General features: G+C 40.5%; 13 protein-coding genes. 10 read left to right on the forward strand and 3 right to left on the reverse strand.

Annotated elements, in window-relative coordinates:
* Positions 1 to 134: 134 nt before the first annotated feature.
* Entirely contained in the window at positions 135 to 2,777 is a 2,643-nt protein-coding gene (gene acnD, locus CMT41_RS08205; RefSeq protein WP_058026982.1) for a Fe/S-dependent 2-methylisocitrate dehydratase AcnD, read from the forward strand.
* Between the two features lie 348 nt (positions 2,778 to 3,125).
* Positions 3,126 to 4,319, forward strand: a complete 1,194-nt coding sequence (prpF, locus tag CMT41_RS08210) for a 2-methylaconitate cis-trans isomerase PrpF (protein WP_058026983.1) — start codon at positions 3,126 to 3,128, stop codon at positions 4,317 to 4,319.
* 100 nt (positions 4,320 to 4,419) lie between these two features.
* Here the strand turns inward: prpF and CMT41_RS08215 are convergent, their stop codons facing one another.
* From CMT41_RS08215 to CMT41_RS08225, 3 genes are all read right to left on the reverse strand, one after another.
* On the reverse strand, positions 4,420 to 7,266 hold the full coding sequence (locus CMT41_RS08215; RefSeq protein ID WP_083494353.1) for a TonB-dependent receptor: 2,847 nt from the start codon (positions 7,264 to 7,266) through the stop codon (positions 4,420 to 4,422).
* 243 nt (positions 7,267 to 7,509) lie between these two features.
* Positions 7,510 to 8,622, reverse strand: a complete 1,113-nt coding sequence (locus CMT41_RS08220) for a FecR family protein (protein WP_058026984.1) — start codon at positions 8,620 to 8,622, stop codon at positions 7,510 to 7,512.
* Positions 8,615 to 9,223: an RNA polymerase sigma factor gene (locus tag CMT41_RS08225; protein WP_058026985.1), complete on the reverse strand. Its 609-nt coding sequence runs from the start codon at positions 9,221 to 9,223 to the stop codon at positions 8,615 to 8,617. The genes CMT41_RS08220 and CMT41_RS08225 overlap by 8 nt, the downstream gene beginning before the upstream one ends.
* Before the next feature lie 149 nt (positions 9,224 to 9,372).
* Here CMT41_RS08225 and CMT41_RS08230 point away from each other — a divergent pair, with 149 nt between their 5' ends.
* The 8 genes from CMT41_RS08230 to pepN all read left to right on the forward strand — a co-directional run bounded on the left by CMT41_RS08230 (position 9,373) and on the right by pepN (position 19,075).
* The gene (locus CMT41_RS08230) at positions 9,373 to 10,053 is read left to right on the forward strand and encodes a YccT family protein (RefSeq protein ID WP_232300039.1); all 681 of its coding nucleotides are present in this window, start codon (positions 9,373 to 9,375) and stop codon (positions 10,051 to 10,053) included.
* Between the two features lie 59 nt (positions 10,054 to 10,112).
* Positions 10,113 to 10,952 (forward strand): SIMPL domain-containing protein, encoded by an 840-nt coding sequence (locus CMT41_RS08235; RefSeq protein ID WP_058026986.1) that lies wholly within the window; start codon positions 10,113 to 10,115, stop codon positions 10,950 to 10,952.
* 116 nt (positions 10,953 to 11,068) lie between these two features.
* The gene (locus tag CMT41_RS08240) at positions 11,069 to 11,551 is read left to right on the forward strand and encodes a GAF domain-containing protein (RefSeq protein WP_058026987.1); all 483 of its coding nucleotides are present in this window, start codon (positions 11,069 to 11,071) and stop codon (positions 11,549 to 11,551) included.
* Positions 11,552 to 11,634: 83 nt separating this feature from the next.
* Positions 11,635 to 11,910: a hypothetical protein gene (locus CMT41_RS08245; protein ID WP_231733006.1), complete on the forward strand. Its 276-nt coding sequence runs from the start codon at positions 11,635 to 11,637 to the stop codon at positions 11,908 to 11,910.
* 109 nt (positions 11,911 to 12,019) lie between these two features.
* Complete coding sequence (gene proQ / locus CMT41_RS08250; RefSeq protein ID WP_058026988.1) at positions 12,020 to 12,682, forward strand: RNA chaperone ProQ; 663 nt, start codon at positions 12,020 to 12,022, stop codon at positions 12,680 to 12,682.
* 84 nt (positions 12,683 to 12,766) lie between these two features.
* Positions 12,767 to 14,818 carry a carboxy terminal-processing peptidase gene (prc, locus tag CMT41_RS08255; protein WP_058026989.1) on the forward strand — a complete coding sequence of 684 codons (2,052 nt, stop codon included), beginning with the start codon at positions 12,767 to 12,769 and terminating at the stop codon, positions 14,816 to 14,818.
* A gap of 113 nt (positions 14,819 to 14,931) precedes the next feature.
* Positions 14,932 to 16,407 (forward strand): Na+/H+ antiporter NhaC, encoded by a 1,476-nt coding sequence (gene nhaC / locus CMT41_RS08260; RefSeq protein WP_058026990.1) that lies wholly within the window; start codon positions 14,932 to 14,934, stop codon positions 16,405 to 16,407.
* Between the two features lie 52 nt (positions 16,408 to 16,459).
* Complete coding sequence (gene pepN / locus CMT41_RS08265) at positions 16,460 to 19,075, forward strand: aminopeptidase N (protein ID WP_058026991.1); 2,616 nt, start codon at positions 16,460 to 16,462, stop codon at positions 19,073 to 19,075.
* The last annotated feature ends 50 nt before the right edge of the window (positions 19,076 to 19,125 follow it).

The following is a 19,125-nucleotide window of genomic DNA, read 5'->3' on the forward strand; positions in this document are numbered from 1 at the left end:
TACGTCGTATTATCCGCCTTGAACTCAAAGCAAATTCCGTCGTCTAGATTATATATAAAGGTATTTGTTCTGTTTTGAATTAATGCCTTTATTTTTTAACAATTGTTTATTAGCAATGTTTCCTGGATTTAATTATGAATTACCAATACCGCAAACCGTTGCCCGGTTATAAAAATAAGGGCGCGACCATAGATTTTTATGATACGCGTGCAGCTATCGAAGCCATTAAACCAGGCTCTTACGTTAAATTACCTTACACTTCACGCATACTTGCTGAGCAATTAGTGCGTAAATGTGATCCGGCGATACTTACCGATTCATTAAAGCAAATTATCGAAGTTAAGCAAGACCTTGATTTTCCATGGTATCCGGCAAGAGTTGTTTGTCATGATATTTTAGGACAAACCGCCTTAGTCGATTTGGCTGGTCTTCGTGACGCTATTGCCGAGCAAGGTGGCGATCCCTCAAAAGTAAACCCAGTGGTACCGACACAATTAATAGTCGATCACTCTTTAGCCGTTGAGGCTTCTGGCTCTGATCCTCAAGCGTTGGCTAAAAACCGTGCCATTGAAGATCGCCGTAATGAACAGCGTTTTCATTTCATTGAATGGACTAAAACAGCCTTTAAAAACGTTGATGTTATTCCCGCTGGTAACGGTATTATGCATCAAATCAACTTAGAAAAAATGTCGCCAGTTATTCAAGCGCGTGACGGCATTGCTTTCCCTGATACTTGTGTTGGCACCGATTCTCATACACCACATATAGATTGTCTCGGGGTTCTTGCCATTGGTGTTGGTGGCCTAGAAGCTGAAACAGTTATGCTGGGTCAACCCTCTATGATGCGTTTACCCGACATTATTGGTGTTAAGTTAACGGGCAAGTGTCAGCCCGGTATTACGGCGACCGATATGGTCTTAGCCATCACAGAATTTTTACGTAATGAGAAAGTTGTCTCTGCTTACTTAGAGTTTTTCGGTGAAGGTACTAAAAACTTAACCATAGGTGACCGGGCAACACTCTCAAACATGACGCCAGAGTACGGTGCCTCAGCCGGTATGTTCTACATTGATGAACAAACCATTGATTACTTGAAAATTACCGGTCGTGATCCAGAGCAAATCAAACTGGTTGAAATTTATGCTAAACATACCGGTCTTTGGGCTGATGACCTAAAAGAAGTACAGTACCCTCGTGTTATCGAATTTGATTTATCAACTGTCTGTCGTAACTTAGCCGGACCTTCAAATCCGCATCGTCGTTTAGCGACCGCTGATCTAGTGTCGAAAGACATTGCGAAAAATTTAGATGTTTGTAAAGCACAAGAAGCCAATGGTCAACTGCCGGATGGTGCGGTAATTATCGCTGCGATCACCTCATGTACCAATACCTCAAATCCACGTAACGTTGTTGCCGCGGGTCTGGTGGCTAAACGGGCTAATGAATTAGGTTTAGTAAGTAAACCTTGGGTAAAAACATCATTTGCGCCGGGCTCTAAAGTAGCGAAACTGTATTTAGAAGAAGCAGGTCTGCTCAGTGAAATGGAAAAATTAGGCTTTGGTATAGTAGGTTACGCCTGTACTACCTGTAATGGTATGAGTGGCGCGTTAGAGCCAAAAATTCAGCAAGAAATTATCGACCGTGATTTATACACTACCGCGGTATTATCAGGTAACCGTAACTTTGATGGTCGTATTCATCCGCATGCAAAACAAGCTTTCTTAGCATCACCGCCATTAGTTGTTGCTTATGCTATTGCCGGTACCATACGTTTTGATATTGAAAAAGACATTCTAGGTCAAGATCAACAGGGTAACGATATTACCTTGAAAGATATTTGGCCAGCGGATGAAGAAATTGATGCAATTGTTGCTTCATGTGTCAAGCCTGAGCAATTCAAGAAGGTTTATGAACCCATGTTTGATTTAGGTGCCTTTGAACCAGCTGAAAGCCCATTATATGATTGGGATGAAACCAGTACTTATATTCGTCGTCCTCCTTACTGGAATACCGAGGGGCCGGGTGCATTGGCCGGTGTTCGCACCATGAAAGGTATGGTGCCATTAGCGGTGCTTGGCGATAACATCACTACAGATCATTTATCACCCTCAAATGCTATTCAATTAGACAGTGCTGCGGGTGCCTACCTCGCTAAAATGGGTCTACCTGAAGCCGACTTTAACTCATACGCCACTCACAGGGGCGATCACTTAACGGCACAACGTGCCACCTTTGCCAACCCGAAACTTTTCAATGAAATGTGTAGGGACGAAAACGGTAAAGTCAAGCAAGGCTCTCTCACTCGTATTGAGCCTGAAGGCACTGAATCACGCATGTGGGAAGCCATTGAAATCTACATGGAACGCAAACAGCCATTAATCATAATTGCCGGTGCTGACTACGGTCAAGGCTCTTCACGTGATTGGGCGGCAAAAGGTGTGCGTTTAGCCGGTGTTGAAGTTATCATTTCTGAAGGTTTCGAGCGTATTCACCGCACTAACCTAGTGGGTATGGGGATATTACCTTTAGAATTTACCAACGGTGATACTCGCCATAGCTATAACATTGACGGCAGCGAAACGTACGATGTTGAAGACACTCATGTTAAAGGTATTTCACCAGGTGGGGCAATGACTGTCATTATGACGCGTCGAAATGGTGAAATAATTAACATCCCAGTGAAATGTCGTTTAGATACCGCTGACGAAGTTTCGGTATACGCCGCCGGTGGGGTATTGCAAAAGTTTGCCAATGATTTTCTTAAATCTAATGCCTAAATGGTCTTTTAGCGTTTTAACTACGTTAGAAGTGCTCATTGACGTTCGTCAATTCCGCGCTTTAGCCTTGTTAAAACACTAAAACCCCTCTTATGAAAATCAACTCTGTATGATTTTCTTTAAGCAGTAATAAAAGTTGCAGCTTTTTATATTAAATTAATGGCTATGTTCTCTATAACTGAAGTCAAAAGCTCCGGTGGTAGATTTGTTTTAGTGTTGCGGATGCAAATAAGCAAGCTTCACAAGCATGGATGCTTGTGTCGAGCCTCATGGAAGAGTTCATGCGTCTTGCGTGTTTGCGCAGAAATACTAAAGCTAACAGAGCCAAAATTATTTCAGGAGTGAGCTATGTCATTAGTCACTAAAATACATGCGCCACAAATAAAAATCCCAGCAACCTACATGCGTGGTGGTACATCAAAAGGTGTATTTTTTAATTTAACCGACTTGCCTGAAGATTGTCAGGTAGCTGGCAGTGCTCGTGATGCCTTGTTATTACGCGTTATCGGTAGCCCTGATCCCTACGGTAAACAAACCGATGGTATGGGCGGCGCAACCTCAAGTACCAGTAAAACTGCTATTATTTCAATCAGTGAACAAGCAGATCACGATGTTGATTATCTATTTGGCCAGGTTGCTATTGATAAACCCTTTGTCGATTGGTCAGGTAATTGCGGTAACTTAACCGCAGCGGTTGGCTCTTTCGCGATAAGTTCGGGATTGGTGGCAGCAAGCCGAATTCCCGATAATGGTGTTTGTACTGTACGTATTTGGCAGAAGAACATCCAAAAAACCATTATTGCCCATGTACCTATCAGTAATGGACAAGTGCAAGAAACCGGTGACTTTGAGCTTGATGGCGTGACGTTTCCTGCGGCAGAGGTGCCGGTTGAATTCATTGCACCGGTTGACCCCTCTGAAGCTATGTTTCCTACCGGTAACTTAGTTGATGAACTTGAAGTGCCGGGCATTGGTACTTTTCAAGCAACCATGATCACTGCTGGCATTCCGACCATATTCTTAAATGCTGAGGCGTTAGGTTATACCGGTACAGAGCTGCAAGACGCGATTAACTCCGATGAAGAGGCACTAGCGCGTTTTGAAACTATTCGTGCCTATGGTGCGGTTAAAATGGGTTTGATTAGTGATATTGCTGAGGCGAAAACACGTCAGCATACCCCTAAAATAGCCTTTGTTGCCCCCGCTCAAGATTATGTTACTTCAAGCGGTAAGAACATCGCAGCAGATGAGATTGATTTACAAGTACGGGCATTGTCTATGGGGAAATTACATCATGCCATGATGGGCACGGCTGCTGTCGCCATTGCCTCGGCGGCATCAATTCCAGGCACTTTAGTTGCGCTTGCTACCGGTAAAACTGATATTAGTTCGGTAACTTTTGCTCATCCATCAGGTACCTTGACAGTAGGCGCTGAAGCAAGCTTAGAACATGATAAATGGACGGTGAGCAAGGTTGTTATGAGTCGTAGTGCCAGAGTGTTAATGGAAGGTTGGGTAAGGGTGCCAGCGCTGTCTGATTAGCTTGCAGTTGCGGTATATTCATTCAAGACTTAAGCAAATAATAGCGCAGCTTTCGCTGCGCTTGTGCTATTTATAACCGCTAATAAATAACTCGATAAGGCTAGAACTTAAATTCAGCGCCAGCATAGTAAAAGGCACCATTAAAACCAAACGGTGCCGAGCGACGTGAATAAGTAAAGACCCCAGGGCTACTAACAATAACGTTGCCATCAGCATCTACTATAGTGCCTGAACGTGAGTTACCTATGGTGTTTTTATCCGGGTAAACATCAAAGATGTTATTGCCACCAAGGTTAAATGATAGCTGTTCAGTTACTTGGTAATTAATACGAAAATCTGTTAATACTTCCGCGCCGTAGGTTTGTGTGCCACCATCAGTGATAGTATATTCACCATAGCGGTTAAAGGCTAAATTGATACTAATATCGCCGATAGTATAGAAACCGTTTAAGCTGATCCTATCTTGTGGCTGCCATTCTTCGATAATAGAGACCGCTTGTTTTGAAAAAACGTCACTAGGCTCGATACTGCCCAAAGCACTGTCTGCGGGTGTATAAATATTTACCACATCGGTTTCAGTAAAGTTAGCCGCTGCGGTTAGGCTAAAATCACCGCCCATTAACTCAGTGTTCCAGGTGGCAATGATATCTATGCCTCTGGTTTCAGTATCGGCACCATTAAGGAAAAACTGACCTGCACCAGCGCCTGAGGCAATGAGCGCTGCATCTAAAGCCGGTGACAAACCTTGCCCTAATGAGTTACTCAACACGATACGATCATCTATATCGATTGAATACCAATCAATGGTTAGGTTTATTTCGTCAGTAATGTGGATTATCGTACCTAAACTGAAGTTGCTAGCTTCCTCTTCTTTTAATTCAGGAATACCAATGGCTTTGGCTAGGTTTGAGTCATTACGAAAAGTGCCCACTTGTACGGCAATTTGATCGCCGTTAGGGTTGTTAGGATCGGTTTGAAATTGCGTACTGATGTTATCGGTATACAATTGCTGCATTGACGGAGCACGGAAACCGGTACTTATAGCACCACGTAGAGCTATCCACTCAGTAACGGACCAATTAGCGGCAAGTTTGAAGTTAGTACTGTCACCAAAACCTTGGTAATCATCATAACGTACCGCGCCGCTAATAATTAAATCATCAATAATTTCAGTTTCTGCATCAAGATAAAAAGAGATAACATCACGGCTTTCATCTACTTCTTGCATAGGAGCAGTGCCGCCAAACCCTTGGGTACCGGCAGAGCGGTCATCGGGATATTTGCTACTGCCGTCCTCATTGGTATCATAGTCACGATAGGAGTATTCATCGCCAGCAGTGACTTTAAATTCATCGGTTCTAATTTCGGTGCCCATGGCAAATGAAAACAAATCAAAGTCTTGGGTATAATCGAGGTTTAAGGTTTGCAGTGATAACTCAAGGCCATAAGCCGATGCTTGGCGTGGAATAGCGGCGCGAATTTCATCTGCGGTTAAACTTGAGGTATAGCGTAGCGCATTAGCAAAAGAAGAGTTAATGGTATCGCTGGTCACATAATCAATATTATTTTTCCCATAGGTATAAGAAAAATCTAAAGTTGAGCCATCGGAGAATTCTGTTTGATAACCTAAGTTATAAGAAATATCTTTAATATCGGTATTTATTTTCGGTAAAAAACCCGCCAAAATGGTAGCCTCACCATCTTGTAGCTGTGCATTACCACCGGCATTATTGTTGTGACGGAAAAATGCGGCTGATTCATTCTCGCGCTTTGAATAAGTCAAGAAACCGTACAGTTCACCATCACCTAGGTCATAGCCGGTATTAATGATTAACGCAAATTGACTTGAATCGGCATCGCCAATTCTAAAGGTTGAACGGGTCGCTGTTGCCTCGCGTGGGTCGCCTAATAATAAGTCACCGTTAGCTAAGTCGGTACACCCTGAAAATTGACATGAGCCATGTAAGCCAGAGCGATCAGTAAAACCACGGTTTCTAAAGTTTAGGGTGGTATTTAAAAAGCCCTTATCACCTAAGCTAAACCCCTTGGAAATATCGACATTGGTGGTTTCACCATCACCTTCTGAATATTCGCCATAAGATAGTGCGACTTTACCGCCTTCACTGGCATCATTAAGGACGATGTTAATAACACCAGCAATAGCATCAGAGCCATATTGTGCCGCGGCGCCATCACGTAATACCTCAATGCGTTTTATTGAAGCCGCAGGAATAGCGTTCATATCCGTACCCGCAGTGCCTCGACCCACAGAGGTATTGAGATGAATTAAACTGGCTTGATGGCGGCGACGACCATTGATGAGTACCAAGGTTTGATCTGGGCCTAGACCCCTTAATGTTGCGGGACGTAAGGCATCGGTACCATCACTGATCGATGAACTCGAGAAGTTAAATGATGGTGCTATGGCTTGTAACATACGACCGACTTCTGTTTGACCGGTATTGGCCAAGGCTTCTGCCGTTAAAATATCAACGGGTACGGGTAAGTCTTCGACCGAGCGACCGGCCACTCGGCTACCGACAATGGCTATTTTTTCTATTTCCTCTTCTTGTACTTGTACAGTTTGTTGAGCTAATACTGTTTGACTAGCGGCACCAAGTAAAATGGGGACTAGCGCGGCGTGTAAGCTTTTATTTTTCATTGTTATATATCTCTTATTATGTGAATCAACTTGAATGCTCAGTTGACCAGAGTTATTAACAACAGCGACTAGACCAGAGCCATGTAATAATTTTTTTAGGCCGAAGGTAATAGGATAATAACCTTTTAATGAATTTGCTTGATGTTGCTTGGTCAAATCAAAAGAAAATATAATGGTTTGATTGACCTTTTGGGCAAATGCAATTAAGGCTTTATCAGCTCGTTGTTTATTAATATCAAAGCGAATAAAATCCTCAGCATTGACATGGCTTGTTGTTAATAACATTACCACTAGGGTGAAATTCACTAACAAGGCATGTCTGAGCGAGGTTTGATTCAGACGAAATTGCTTTCGCCAACTGCGCAATAGTAATAAACAGCTAAGCAGGGGGAAATCCTCTAATTTATTTTATTATTTTTAATATTAGTTTTATCTTGTTGCATGTTTGGCTAAATAGCCAGCGATATATAGCGGCTATTTAACTGATAAACAGAGAATAAATAGCAAGTTTTTAAGAAATAGCGATGGTTAGTTAGCCGCAGTGAGTAAAATTGTACCATCGGGTTTTTTACTAAAATTAATACCGAAATTACTCTGTAAGGATGATAGTAGACCGTCAATATCATCGGCTTTAAAATAGCCCGCGACTTTTATCTCAGCTAGCTCGCTATCAACAATTTCAAAACTACTGGTGGTATAACGGCTAATTTCAGCCAGTGCCATGGACAAAGGCTCCCCTTCGAAAATTAGCATGCCCTGTTGCCAGGCCAAATCACGGTGAATTTGATCTAAAGAGACTTTCTCTATGGGGGTTGTGCTAGTTGACGTTGCATGCTCGGCTATTAGCGCTTTTTCACCGGAAACAACTAACGTTGCCGCTAGTTGCTCGGGAGCAAAGCTAGTGTTAGCCTGTTTTAAGGTTTCTTTAAGGTCATTTACCGATGTTGTTGCTTGGGTGATTAAGACTTTACCTTCGGTGACCACTAATTCCATCGCTTGGTTATTATGCCATTGGACATTAAAAACGGTACCCAGTGCGGTGAATGATGTTGCCCCAACAATTACCGTGAAAGGCCGATTATTATCTTTAGTAACATCAAAGCGAGCTTCGCCTTTTACTAAAGTAACAAGGCGTTGTTCGGCGTTGTAGGCAACTTCTATATGGCTGTTGGTATTGAGTTGGATCAGTGAGCCATCTTGTAAAGTAAAACTTTTTTGTTCACCTATTTTAGTTTTTAAGGTCTGAATTTGGCTTAAACTTTGCTCATTCAATGAGGGCAAGAAGGGTAAGAAAGATTCATTAACTAGGGTATTGATACTTATTAGAGAGACCAGGGCAAAACTGGCTACTAGGGCAATAGTTGCCAAAGAATGGCGTTTACCGGCTACTTTTGCCTGGGCTAACGGAAATAAAGCGCTTAACTCATGTAAAACACTTAAATCATCCCAAAAAGAAGCCATTTCAAGCAGAGTACTATGATGCTGAGAATTTTGATTACACCAAACAACAAGTTGTTGCTGTTCAACCGCAGTTAAACCACGGTCCATACGACTTATCCAAAGACAAGCAAGTTCTTGGATATTATTATCATTATTTTTCTGTTTGCACTCTTGACTAAAGAGTTGGCTGACATTACCCATTCATTTTTCTCGATTTACCGACGGAGGTTTTTACTAGAGCGCTTGGTGTTGGTTGTGCTACTTTTTTATCCTTAGCACTGAGACTATGACCATGGGGATGGTTCATTCGTTCCATAAACCGGGCACTTTTTAGTAGCCCCTGTGCTATGTGCTTTTCTACTGTGCTTTCACTTAACTTTAAGTAACTGGCAATTTCTTTTTGGCTTAAGCCATAAACCTTCTTTAGTATAAAACATTTACGCACTGAACCTGACAGTTGCTCGGTTGCTCGACAAAAAAATAAAAACTGCTCTTTACTTTCATAATCGTCTTCAACTTTAGTGCTAGTTAATTGCACAGGTGGATCTACAAAATCCTCTAACGAGTCTTTATATTTATTATCCCACTTAGCCACATGATTTAAGGCCAGATTTTTTGCGGTTTTTAGCATATAGCTGCGCACATATTTAATTTCTTGCTTTAAATCAGCTTCATAGGTTTTAACAAAGGTTTCTTGAACGATATCATCAATATCGTCAGGCTTGACGATATGACTAATTAAGAAGCTGATATGTTTGCTGGTACTAATAAATAGTTTTGCTAAGGTCGAGTTACTTGCCATCCATGTTTGCTCGTTACATATTAACTTAATTCGATAATAACCATGAGATTGAGTTAATGTCGAACTTAATCACATCTTTTTACTTTAATTTATTTGCTAGGCAGTTTATAAAGAGTCATTACTTATTATCACTAACAAGGGAGGCAAGCTTGTTTCACATCAGCCGCCGTACAGCTTTTTTCAACAACACACCGGTAAACTATCTTTGTGTCTGTGTCTTGTTCTCCAGTTTATTTACCTTTAACGTCAGTGCAACTAAGCTAACCATCGCTGATAATCTGCTAGTACGGGATATTGATGATAAAGCCGTTGAGCATGGTTTCTTTTCAAGTAAACAAATCATGGAATTATCGCAAGGAAAACATGTATTAGTGGTTAAATATAAAGATGTTTTTGAAGATCTGGACTTTGCTGAAGAAAGGCTAGTGCAGTCGGATTACTTTGTGGTTAAATTTACCGTTGATAAACAGCTAACACTAGTGTTATCGACTAACAATATTGCTGATTTAGCCGCAGCCGAACGTTTTGTTAAAACACCAGAACTCATCTTAGTAGATGAAGAAAAAGAAGAAGTTGTGTTAGCGCTAGAAAAGTTAACTGACTATGAGTTGACTAAAAAGGTCAATCAAGTGATTACTACTTTGTCATTGCCCGTTGTTAGCACGCAGGGTGGTAACACCGCAATTAAACTTGATACAATTGAGTACGATTTCAACAAAAAAGTGCTTAATCAAGTCGACGCTGTGCCCATGCTTAAATACTGGTGGCAAAAGGCAAGTCGTGACGAAAAAGAACAGTTTATTGATTTTATCGATGAAACTAAGCCATGAGAGCAGCGCGCTGCTCTGTAATAAGTGTCTACTTTAACCGCTTAATTTAAGGAACAAACATGCAGGTGTTATCTTTTATTCATTCTTGGATTCAAATAAAAAGTGCTTTTGTCGCACTTAAACGATTGCCGTCTTATTTTGCCTTCGTAGTGTGTATATTGCTGCCCAGTCAGTCTTATGCTTTTGAGCAGGCAGGCATAGAGGTGTCAGGTCAGGGCAGTGTTGTAGTTATCCCGGATCAATTCTCAATAACTTTAACCATTACCGAACGGGGTCGCCTGCCTAGTAAATTAAAGGCTTTAGTGGATAAAAAAAGTAATTTAGTGGTCAATGCCGCGAAAAACCTAGCAGTTAAAGAGACAAATATTTCTTCGGCCCGCGTTAATTTACGTATTGTGGTAGAAAAGCCCTCAATTCAAGTGCAAGGCATTGAATTGCATAAAGCGCGGCAAGCTAATATTTATATCGATGGTCAAACTGTGAATCAGCAGACTAACAAGGCTAATCTTCATAAACAGCCATTATTTGAATTAAGCCGACAAATTACGGTGAAATTCAATGAACTAGCGGATTATGATAGCTTTTTAACACAAATTATTAAAATAAAGGTTAGTCATATATCATCGCTGTCTATGACGGTAGCGGGACAAGATGAATTTTATCAACAGGCTTTATTAAAAGCCATTAGCCATGCACAACAAAAAGCACAGCGTATGGTCAAACAAGCAGGGCGGAGTTTAGGGCAAATATTACTGCTTAAAGAGCTGGCAAGTAACCATTATCGACCTATGTACGCTGAAGCAATGATGAGTGATGCAAGCCCTAGAGCACATACATCATTAATTGGTAGCCAAACAATTACGGCTCGTGTTTTGGTTAAATTTAGCCTTGAAGATTAGAAAAACAGTGATTAACTGATAATAGTTAGCTAATTATTCGATAAAAGCTTTAATTACCGCGTGTTTTTAGGTATGTTAGCGCTTTTTATTATAGCTTTCTTTAATGGTGCGTTTTAATGAGTAACCAAGCTGAGTTTTATCATGAGTTATTAGGGCAAACTAAAGCACTAATAAGTAATGAATCTGATATTATTGCTAATATGGCCAATGTCAGTGCCTTACTCTTTGAACGTTTAGCTGAAGTGAATTGGGTTGGCTTTTATCGCCTTGTTGGTGATGAACTTGTGCTGGGTCCTTTTCAAGGTAAGGTTGCTTGTCTTCGAATTCCACTAGGGCAAGGCGTTTGTGGTACCTGTGCATTAACGGGTGAAGTGCAGCGTATTGCTGATGTACATCAATTTGATGGCCATATTGCCTGTGATGCAAGTAGTAATGCGGAACTGGTTGTGCCGGTGAAAGTAGCGGGTAAGGTGGTTGCTATTTTAGATATTGATAGCACCGCATTTGCACGCTTTGATCAGCAAGATGAACAAGGTATTATGTCAATAGTCAAAATATTTGAGCAGAATATAACGGCTCAAAATGATACTAAAAGGTAATTTTATTAAAAGTAACATCAAAGTAATATTGAAAATCATACCGACAGTAAAAACATAAAAGTGAAGTTTTAATGAAAGAATTTGTGGTCATTCATGACTATCTAGTTACCCAAGAACTTGTTGGCGACTGGGATGGTCAAGCAGAAGAAGTTACTGAGAATATGAATGAGTTTTATCATACTATGTATGATTTAGCTGACGAAGATATCGAAACGGAACTTTTAGAACAGTTATTGGATCTGATTTGGGATACTTGGATATGCCAAGACGTGATTGTTGATATCGAAACTGAAGATATATATGATTGGTGTAAGCATGTGATTGATAATCCAGAGCAACATCTTAAATCTGAAGAATAAAGAAAGATAAACATGGCGCTATTTTCTTGTTAGAGTGCTCTTATCAGAGTGATTCTAGTTGATAATTAAGTTAGCTTAATTTAATTTAAATTGTAAAAAAAGTGTATTTATGGAAACTGAAATTAAACGTACAAGTACAAAAGATATTATTGCCTATTTAGCCGAAAAATTTCCCGAGTGTTTTTCGATTAAAGGCCCGGTTAAGCCGCTTAAGATTGGTATATTCCAAGACCTAGCAGCAAAGCTTAACGATGATGAAACTGTTAGTAAAACACGTTTACGTCAAGCACTTAGACATTATACCAGTAGTTGGCGTTACCTTAAAACCATCAAGCTTGGTACTTCTCGTGTTGATGTTGACGGTAATGACGTCGCTGAAATAGATGCTGAGCAAGCAGCTTATGCCAGCAAAACGCTAAAAGAAAGCCAAGAAAAGTTTGGTAACAAAAAAGCGACAGACAGCGAGGGTAAAAAGTCATATAAAGGTAAGCAAGGCTCTACAGATGCCGCGAGTGCTAAGTCAGCGGATAAAAAACCTGATGCAGCTAAGTTTAAATCGGTGAAGTCTGCCAGTAAAACAGCGGTTAAAAAAGCCGTTGCGCCACTTAAACCGGTTGAATCAGCTACAATCAAAGTAGGTAGTAGCATTAGAGTGCAGTTAGGTAATTCACCAATGAAAGCCACTATCACTGAAATTTCTGGTAAAGATGTTAGTGTGCAACTCGACTCTGGTATGATTATTAAGACTCAGCTAAAAAATATCTACATATAGCAGTAAAAATGTCGTCACTGCTAACGTGGCGGCAGGCTTAGCAAGATAGTTAAGTCACATAGAAATTGAATAGGAAGTAAATGCATGCAAAAATTTCGTCGTATCGCACTCGCCGTATCTATATCGTTAGGTTTGTCAGTCAGCGCCATTGCGTTTGAAAAACCACATACCCCGGAAGAGCTGCCTGTGCTGATGCCTGAATCTCAGCATGCGACAGCAAGCAAGCGTATTACGGCACGATTTACCCGTGCACATTATAAGAAAGTTGTCATTGACGATGCCCTGTCAGCGGAGGTATTCGATCGCTATATAAAACAGCTTGATTATGCCCGTAATGTTTTCTTAGCGACGGATATCGATGACTTTCAAAAATATCGGCTTGAATTTGACACTGTACTTACCCGTGGAAAGTTAGCTATAGCTTATGATATTTATAATTTAAATATGCAAAGGCGTCTAGAGCGATATCAGTATGCGCTTAGCTTATTGGCTGTTAAAGATGATAAAAACCCGTTCGATTTCACCAAAGAAGAGCTTTACTCTTTTGATCGTGAAAAATCTCCTTGGCCGGCAAGTGTGGCTGAGCTGGATGAATTATGGCGCTTAAAGGTGAAATCAGATGTGTTAAATCTGACACTAACCAATAAAAAATGGCCAAAGATCAAAGAAGTGTTAAATAAACGTTATAATTACGCGATAAAGCGTTTAAAGCAGAGTGAAAGTGAAGATGTCTTTCAACTGGTGATGAATAGCTTTGCTCGGGTAGTTGAACCCCATACTTCTTATTTATCACCTCGTAATGCCGAACGTTTTCAAGTTGATATGAATTTATCCCTTGAGGGCATAGGTGCAGAGTTGCGTTCAATTGAAGATTATACTGTCATCCACCGTATTGTTAGCGGTGGTCCAGCGGATAAATCAAAGCAGCTAAAAGCAAAAGATAAAATTGTTGGCGTTGCTCAAGGTGAAAAAGATTTTGAAGACGTCATTGGTTGGCGCTTAGATGATGTGGTTGAGTTAATCAAAGGCTCAAAGGGGACCACAGTACGCTTACAAATATTATCAGGCGACAGTGATGATGAAGCGAATATTAAGGTGGTCTCTATTGTTCGTGATATCATTAAACTAGAAGACAGAGCAGCAAAATCTGAGCTTTACTTAGAAAATTCAGATGATGCCAACAGCAAAAAATTGGGTGTTATCACCATTCCAAGTTTCTATAACAACTTGTCTAAAGACGTTAAAAAAGAAATCGCCAAACTCCAAGAACAGGGAGTAGAGGGGATTATCGTTGATTTACGTGGCAATGGTGGCGGTTCATTACCTGAAGCAACCTTACTTACTGGCTTATTCATCGATAAAGGTCCCGTTGTTCAAATTAGGGATGGTGCCAACCGTATTCAGGTACAAAGTGATAGAGATGGCATTAGTTTTTTTGATGGCCCGTTAACGGTTATGGTAGATCGCTACAGTGCTTCTGCTTCTGAAATATTTTCTGCCGCCATTCAAGATTATGGTCGAGGTGTTATTATTGGTGAACATACCTTTGGTAAAGGTACGGTTCAGCAACACCGAGGTTTAGGTCGTGTCTATGACTTATATGACAAGCCATTAGGCAGTATTCAATATACCATTGCAAAATTCTATCGCATTAATGGTGGTAGTACACAACATCGGGGTGTTTTACCCGATATTGCTTTTCCTACAGCGATTGACCCAGAAGACTGGGGTGAGAGTAAAGAAGAAAACGCCTTGCCTTGGGATCAAATTGAGCGAGCTAAATATACGCCGTTAAATGACTTAGGTAGCGATATCGACTATTTAACGTCACTGTATCAGCAGCGTATAAAGGATAACCCTGAATTTAATTATTTACTCGAAGATATTACTATATACCAAGCAGAAAAAGATAATAAAACAATTTCATTAAATTTTGCTACCCGTCAAGCTGAACGTCTACAACGAAAAAGTAAACGTTTAGTGCGTGTTAATGAGCAACTTGCGCTTTTAGGTAAAGCTAAAATAACCGATTTAGATGATTTATCGGATGAACTCGATGATCTAGACCCATTTTTAGATGAAGCGGCTCGTATAACCTTTGATTTTATCTCTTTGGGTAAAATTGCCAAAAAATAACCTGAACAACAACAGCAAAGCCGCCCATTGAGGCGGCTTTGCTTTTTCACTTCCTATCGATAATCAAATCACTTTACCGTTAAATAACTACAATAAGAAAGGGTTTACATTTCATGTCCGAGTTAAATCAAAATAAAAAGCCCACTATGTTAGATGCTTTTATTCCTGTTATCACCTTGATTGCTTTACTTACTTTAGCGGTAACTTACTTTGGTGATAGCTCTTCATATGGGCCTAATCAAATAGCACTGCTTATTTCCATGGGCGTAGCCGTAGTGATAGGGATAAAAAATGGTTATAACTGGCACGAGCTTGAAAAAGCCATTATCCATGGTATCTCTCTGTCATTAGGGGCAATTCTTATTTTGTTCGCCGTTGGTTCACTCATTGGTACCTGGTTGTTATCCGGAACAGTTCCTACCATGATTTATTATGGTTTGATGATATTAGACCCTGCCTGGTTTTATGCTGCGGCATGTGTCATGTGTGCGGTAGTGTCAATGAGTATTGGTAGCTCTTGGACCACAGCGGCAACTATTGGTGTTGCCTTGATTGGTATAGCGCAAGGTTTAGGTTTATCACCAGCCATCACCGCGGGTGCGGTTATTTCTGGCGCTTACTTTGGTGATAAAATTTCACCTTTATCAGAGACCACCAACTTAGCTCCTGCGATTGCCGGTAGTGAGTTGTTTGCCCACATACGTTATATGTTTTGGACCACTATGCCCTCTATTGCCACGGCATTGATAATTTTTCTATTTTTAGGCTTTAATGAAACTACCAGCAGTAACGATCAGTCCATTGACTTATTAAGCCAACAACTTAGTGAGCAGTTCAATTTGTCTTTGTTTAACTTAGTGCCTTTATTGGTTTTACTTGTTTTAGCCATTAAAAAAGTTCCGGCATTTCCTGCGGTGGCTATTGGTGCCTTGGTTGGTGGCTTATGGGCGGTAATTTTTCAACAAGAGCTTATTTTACGTTTAGCCAATGGAGAAACGAACGTACTTACCGCTAATATCATGGTGGTATGGACCGCCTTTTTTGATGGTGTCAGTATTGAAACCGGTAATAGTGAATTGAATGACCTACTCAGTGGTGGTGGTATGTCTAGCATGTTAAATACGGTGTGGTTAATCATGTGTGCATTAAGTTTTGGTGCGGTGTTAGAGCATTTAGGCATGCTGAAAAAATTTGTTGATGTGATTTTAGCGTCTGCTAAATCAACGGGTAGTCTTATAGCCAGTACCGTTGCCACCTGTATCGGTACTAACTTATTAACGGCTGATCAATACATGGCTATTGTTATGCCCGGTCGCATGTATAAAGATGAATATGAAAAAAGAGGTTTAGATCCCTTAGTACTGAGTCGTACCCTTGAAGATGCGGGTACCATTACTTCACCGCTTATTCCGTGGAATACCTGTGCGGTTTATATGTCGGGTGTCTTGATGGTCAGCCCACTGGATTATATGTTTTATTGTTTCTTTAACTGGATTAATCCTATTCTTGCGGTTGTTTATGGCTTTATTGGTTTTAATATCAAGACACTCTCTAAAAAAGTAAGCCAAACAGTAACTAGCACGTCATAGCTGTAACGCGACGGCTTAATTTTAATTTATCTTTCCACAGCAGGGCTCTATTATGTCATCTTCTTTATCAGACACCGCACCACGATTTTTAGCTGACTATCGACCAGCTGACTTTATGATTAAGACAGTAAACCTAATCATTACCTTAGATGATACTTGTAGCCAAGTTATTAGTGAGCTGAGCATAGAGCGACAAAGCAATAATAAACAAGCGTTGCAACTCAATGGTGAGCATTTAACGCTAGTATCCGTAGTGCTTGATAAACAAGCCTTGAGTAAAGAACAATATCAGCTCAGTGATACGTTACTGACCATACCGGCCACTAGCTTACCGGACGGTAATAAATTTACTCTCACTATTACTACCGAGATTAATCCCCAGGAAAATACCGCATTAGAAGGGCTGTTTAAATCTGGCGAGGCATTTTGTACTCAATGTGAAGCCGAAGGCTTCCGTCGGATCACCTATTATCTGGATAGACCCGATGTCATGGCGACGTTCACCACTAAAGTTATCGCCGATAAAACGTTATATCCCACTTTATTATCAAACGGTAATAAAGTGGCCGCGGGTGACTTAGCGAATAACAAACACTTTGTTACTTGGCACGACCCCTTTCCCAAACCTTGCTATTTGTTTGCTTTGGTTGCCGGAGTTTTTGACTTACTTGCCGATACCTTTACCACGGCATCAGGACGTGAAGTTGCCCTAGAGATCTTTGTTGATAAAGGTAATTTAGCCAAAGCTAAACATGCCATGGTGTCATTACAAAAATCTATGGCTTGGGACGAAGAGACTTTTGGTCTTGAATACGACTTAGACATCTACATGATTGTCGCGGTAGATTTTTTCAATATGGGTGCGATGGAAAATAAAGGCTTAAATGTTTTTAATTCCAAATATGTGCTGGCAGATAGTCAATGCGCGACAGATACCGACTATTTTAATATTGAAGCTGTGATTGCCCATGAATATTTTCATAACTGGACTGGCAATCGCGTCACCTGTCGTGATTGGTTTCAATTGAGTTTAAAAGAAGGCTTAACGGTTTTTAGGGATCAGCAATTTAGTGCACAAATGCATTCAAGTGCAGTGACCCGTATTCAAAATGTGCGGGTATTACGTTCGCAACAGTTTGCTGAAGATGCTGGGCCCATGGCGCACCCGATACGACCTGAAAAAGTCGTGGAAATGAATAACTTTTATACCTTAACTGTTTATGAGAAGGGCGCAGAAGTTATTCGTATGCTGCATACGTTAATTGGTGTAGATAACTTTAGAAAAGGCATGGATTTATACTTTGCTCGTTTTGATGGCATGGCTGTCACTTGTGATGATTTTATCAACGCTATGAGCGATGCCAGTGCTAAGGATCTATCTCAATTTAAATTATGGTATAGCCAGTCGGGTACTCCGGTAATTAAAGTACAAGAAAGCTATGATGAACAAACAAAGCTTTATAGCTTAACTTTATCACAGCAATCACCGGTAACTAAGAGCCAACAAAACCCACAAGCGTTACATATACCTATTAAAATTGAATTAATCAGTGAAAACCATGCAGGGCAAAGTGAATTACTAGAGTTGACACAAACAGAGCAAAGTTGGCAATTTAACGGCTTTAGCAGTAAACCGACTTTAGCCATGCTTAGCGACTTTAGTGCGCCGGTTAAATTGATTTTTCAGCAAGACGATGCCAGTTTACTCACCATTATTAAGCAAGCTAATAATAGTTTTTGTCGCTGGGACGCAGGGCAAAAACTGTTAATGTCATATATCCAACAACTAACCTTTGATGCTGATTATGTCATCCCTAATGAGTTACTTATTGCCATTAACGAGATGTTAACGGGCGATGGTGATCGTGCTTTTATTGCGGAACAATTATTATTACCTAGTTTTGATGAAGCCGCTAGCTTGATGATTGAGGTTGACCCCATTGCGCTGACTAGGGCAATAACGGCATTATCATTATTTATTGCCCAAGGCAGCCAAGAAAAATTACTGGCTAGCTATCAAGCATGCCAACAGCTAGACCAGTCATCAGCTAACCTAGTTGCTAATCGAGCCTTAAAAAATGTTTGTTTAGCTTTATTAAGTTATTTACCTGAATATCAGTATTTAGTCACTCAGCAATATCAGCAAGCGACGAATAATGATGACATTCTCCAAGAAAATATGACGGATAGTTTGGCCGCGTTAACGTGCTCAGCAAAACACAACTTAGTGGACTTAAAGCAGCAACTGCAACATTTTGAGATGAAGTGGCTACAAACGACATTAGTGATGGACAAATGGTTCGCCTTAAATGCTAGTGTGGTGAGTGAGGATATTTTTTCGCAACTTGATGACTTATTGATGCATGCACAATTTAGTTTGAAAAATCCAAACCGCTCTCGCTCTTTAATTGGCGCTTTTACGATGAATAACCCTAAGTATTTTCATTGTCCAACAGGGCGAGGTTATCAATTTTTAGCCGAGCAAATTGCAAAATTAAATGAAATTAATCCACAAGTTGCTTCAAGACTGATCACCCCACTTATTCAATATAAAAGTTTTGCACCAAGACATCAAAAATTAATGAGATCAGAGTTAGTTAAATTGCAGTCATTGCCTAAGTTATCAAATGACTTAAAAGAAAAATTGGATGCTGCGCTACAAGACTAAACAACTTAACTGCCCGTATATCACGGCTTAGTAACGTGCTTATCACTGCA

The sequence above is a fragment of the Colwellia sp. MT41 genome, assembly GCF_001444365.1.
GTDB lineage: Bacteria > Pseudomonadota > Gammaproteobacteria > Enterobacterales > Alteromonadaceae > Colwellia > Colwellia marinimaniae.

Excerpts from the sequence above, each read along its gene's own strand:
- CMT41_RS08220 (WP_058026984.1), bottom strand. The coding sequence starts at position 8,622 with ATGGGTAATGTCAGCCAACTCTTTAGTCAAGAGTGCAAACAGAAAAAT.
- pepN (WP_058026991.1), top strand. The coding sequence starts at position 16,460 with ATGTCATCTTCTTTATCAGACACCGCACCACGATTTTTAGCTGACTAT.
- nhaC (WP_058026990.1), top strand. The coding sequence starts at position 14,932 with ATGTCCGAGTTAAATCAAAATAAAAAGCCCACTATGTTAGATGCTTTT.
- CMT41_RS08215 (WP_083494353.1), bottom strand. The coding sequence starts at position 7,266 with ATGTTATTAACAACAAGCCATGTCAATGCTGAGGATTTTATTCGCTTT.
- prc (WP_058026989.1), top strand. The coding sequence starts at position 12,767 with ATGCAAAAATTTCGTCGTATCGCACTCGCCGTATCTATATCGTTAGGT.
- acnD (WP_058026982.1), top strand. The coding sequence starts at position 135 with ATGAATTACCAATACCGCAAACCGTTGCCCGGTTATAAAAATAAGGGC.
- proQ (WP_058026988.1), top strand. The coding sequence starts at position 12,020 with ATGGAAACTGAAATTAAACGTACAAGTACAAAAGATATTATTGCCTAT.
- CMT41_RS08235 (WP_058026986.1), top strand. The coding sequence starts at position 10,113 with ATGCAGGTGTTATCTTTTATTCATTCTTGGATTCAAATAAAAAGTGCT.
- CMT41_RS08240 (WP_058026987.1), top strand. The coding sequence starts at position 11,069 with ATGAGTAACCAAGCTGAGTTTTATCATGAGTTATTAGGGCAAACTAAA.
- CMT41_RS08225 (WP_058026985.1), bottom strand. The coding sequence starts at position 9,223 with ATGGCAAGTAACTCGACCTTAGCAAAACTATTTATTAGTACCAGCAAA.
- prpF (WP_058026983.1), top strand. The coding sequence starts at position 3,126 with ATGTCATTAGTCACTAAAATACATGCGCCACAAATAAAAATCCCAGCA.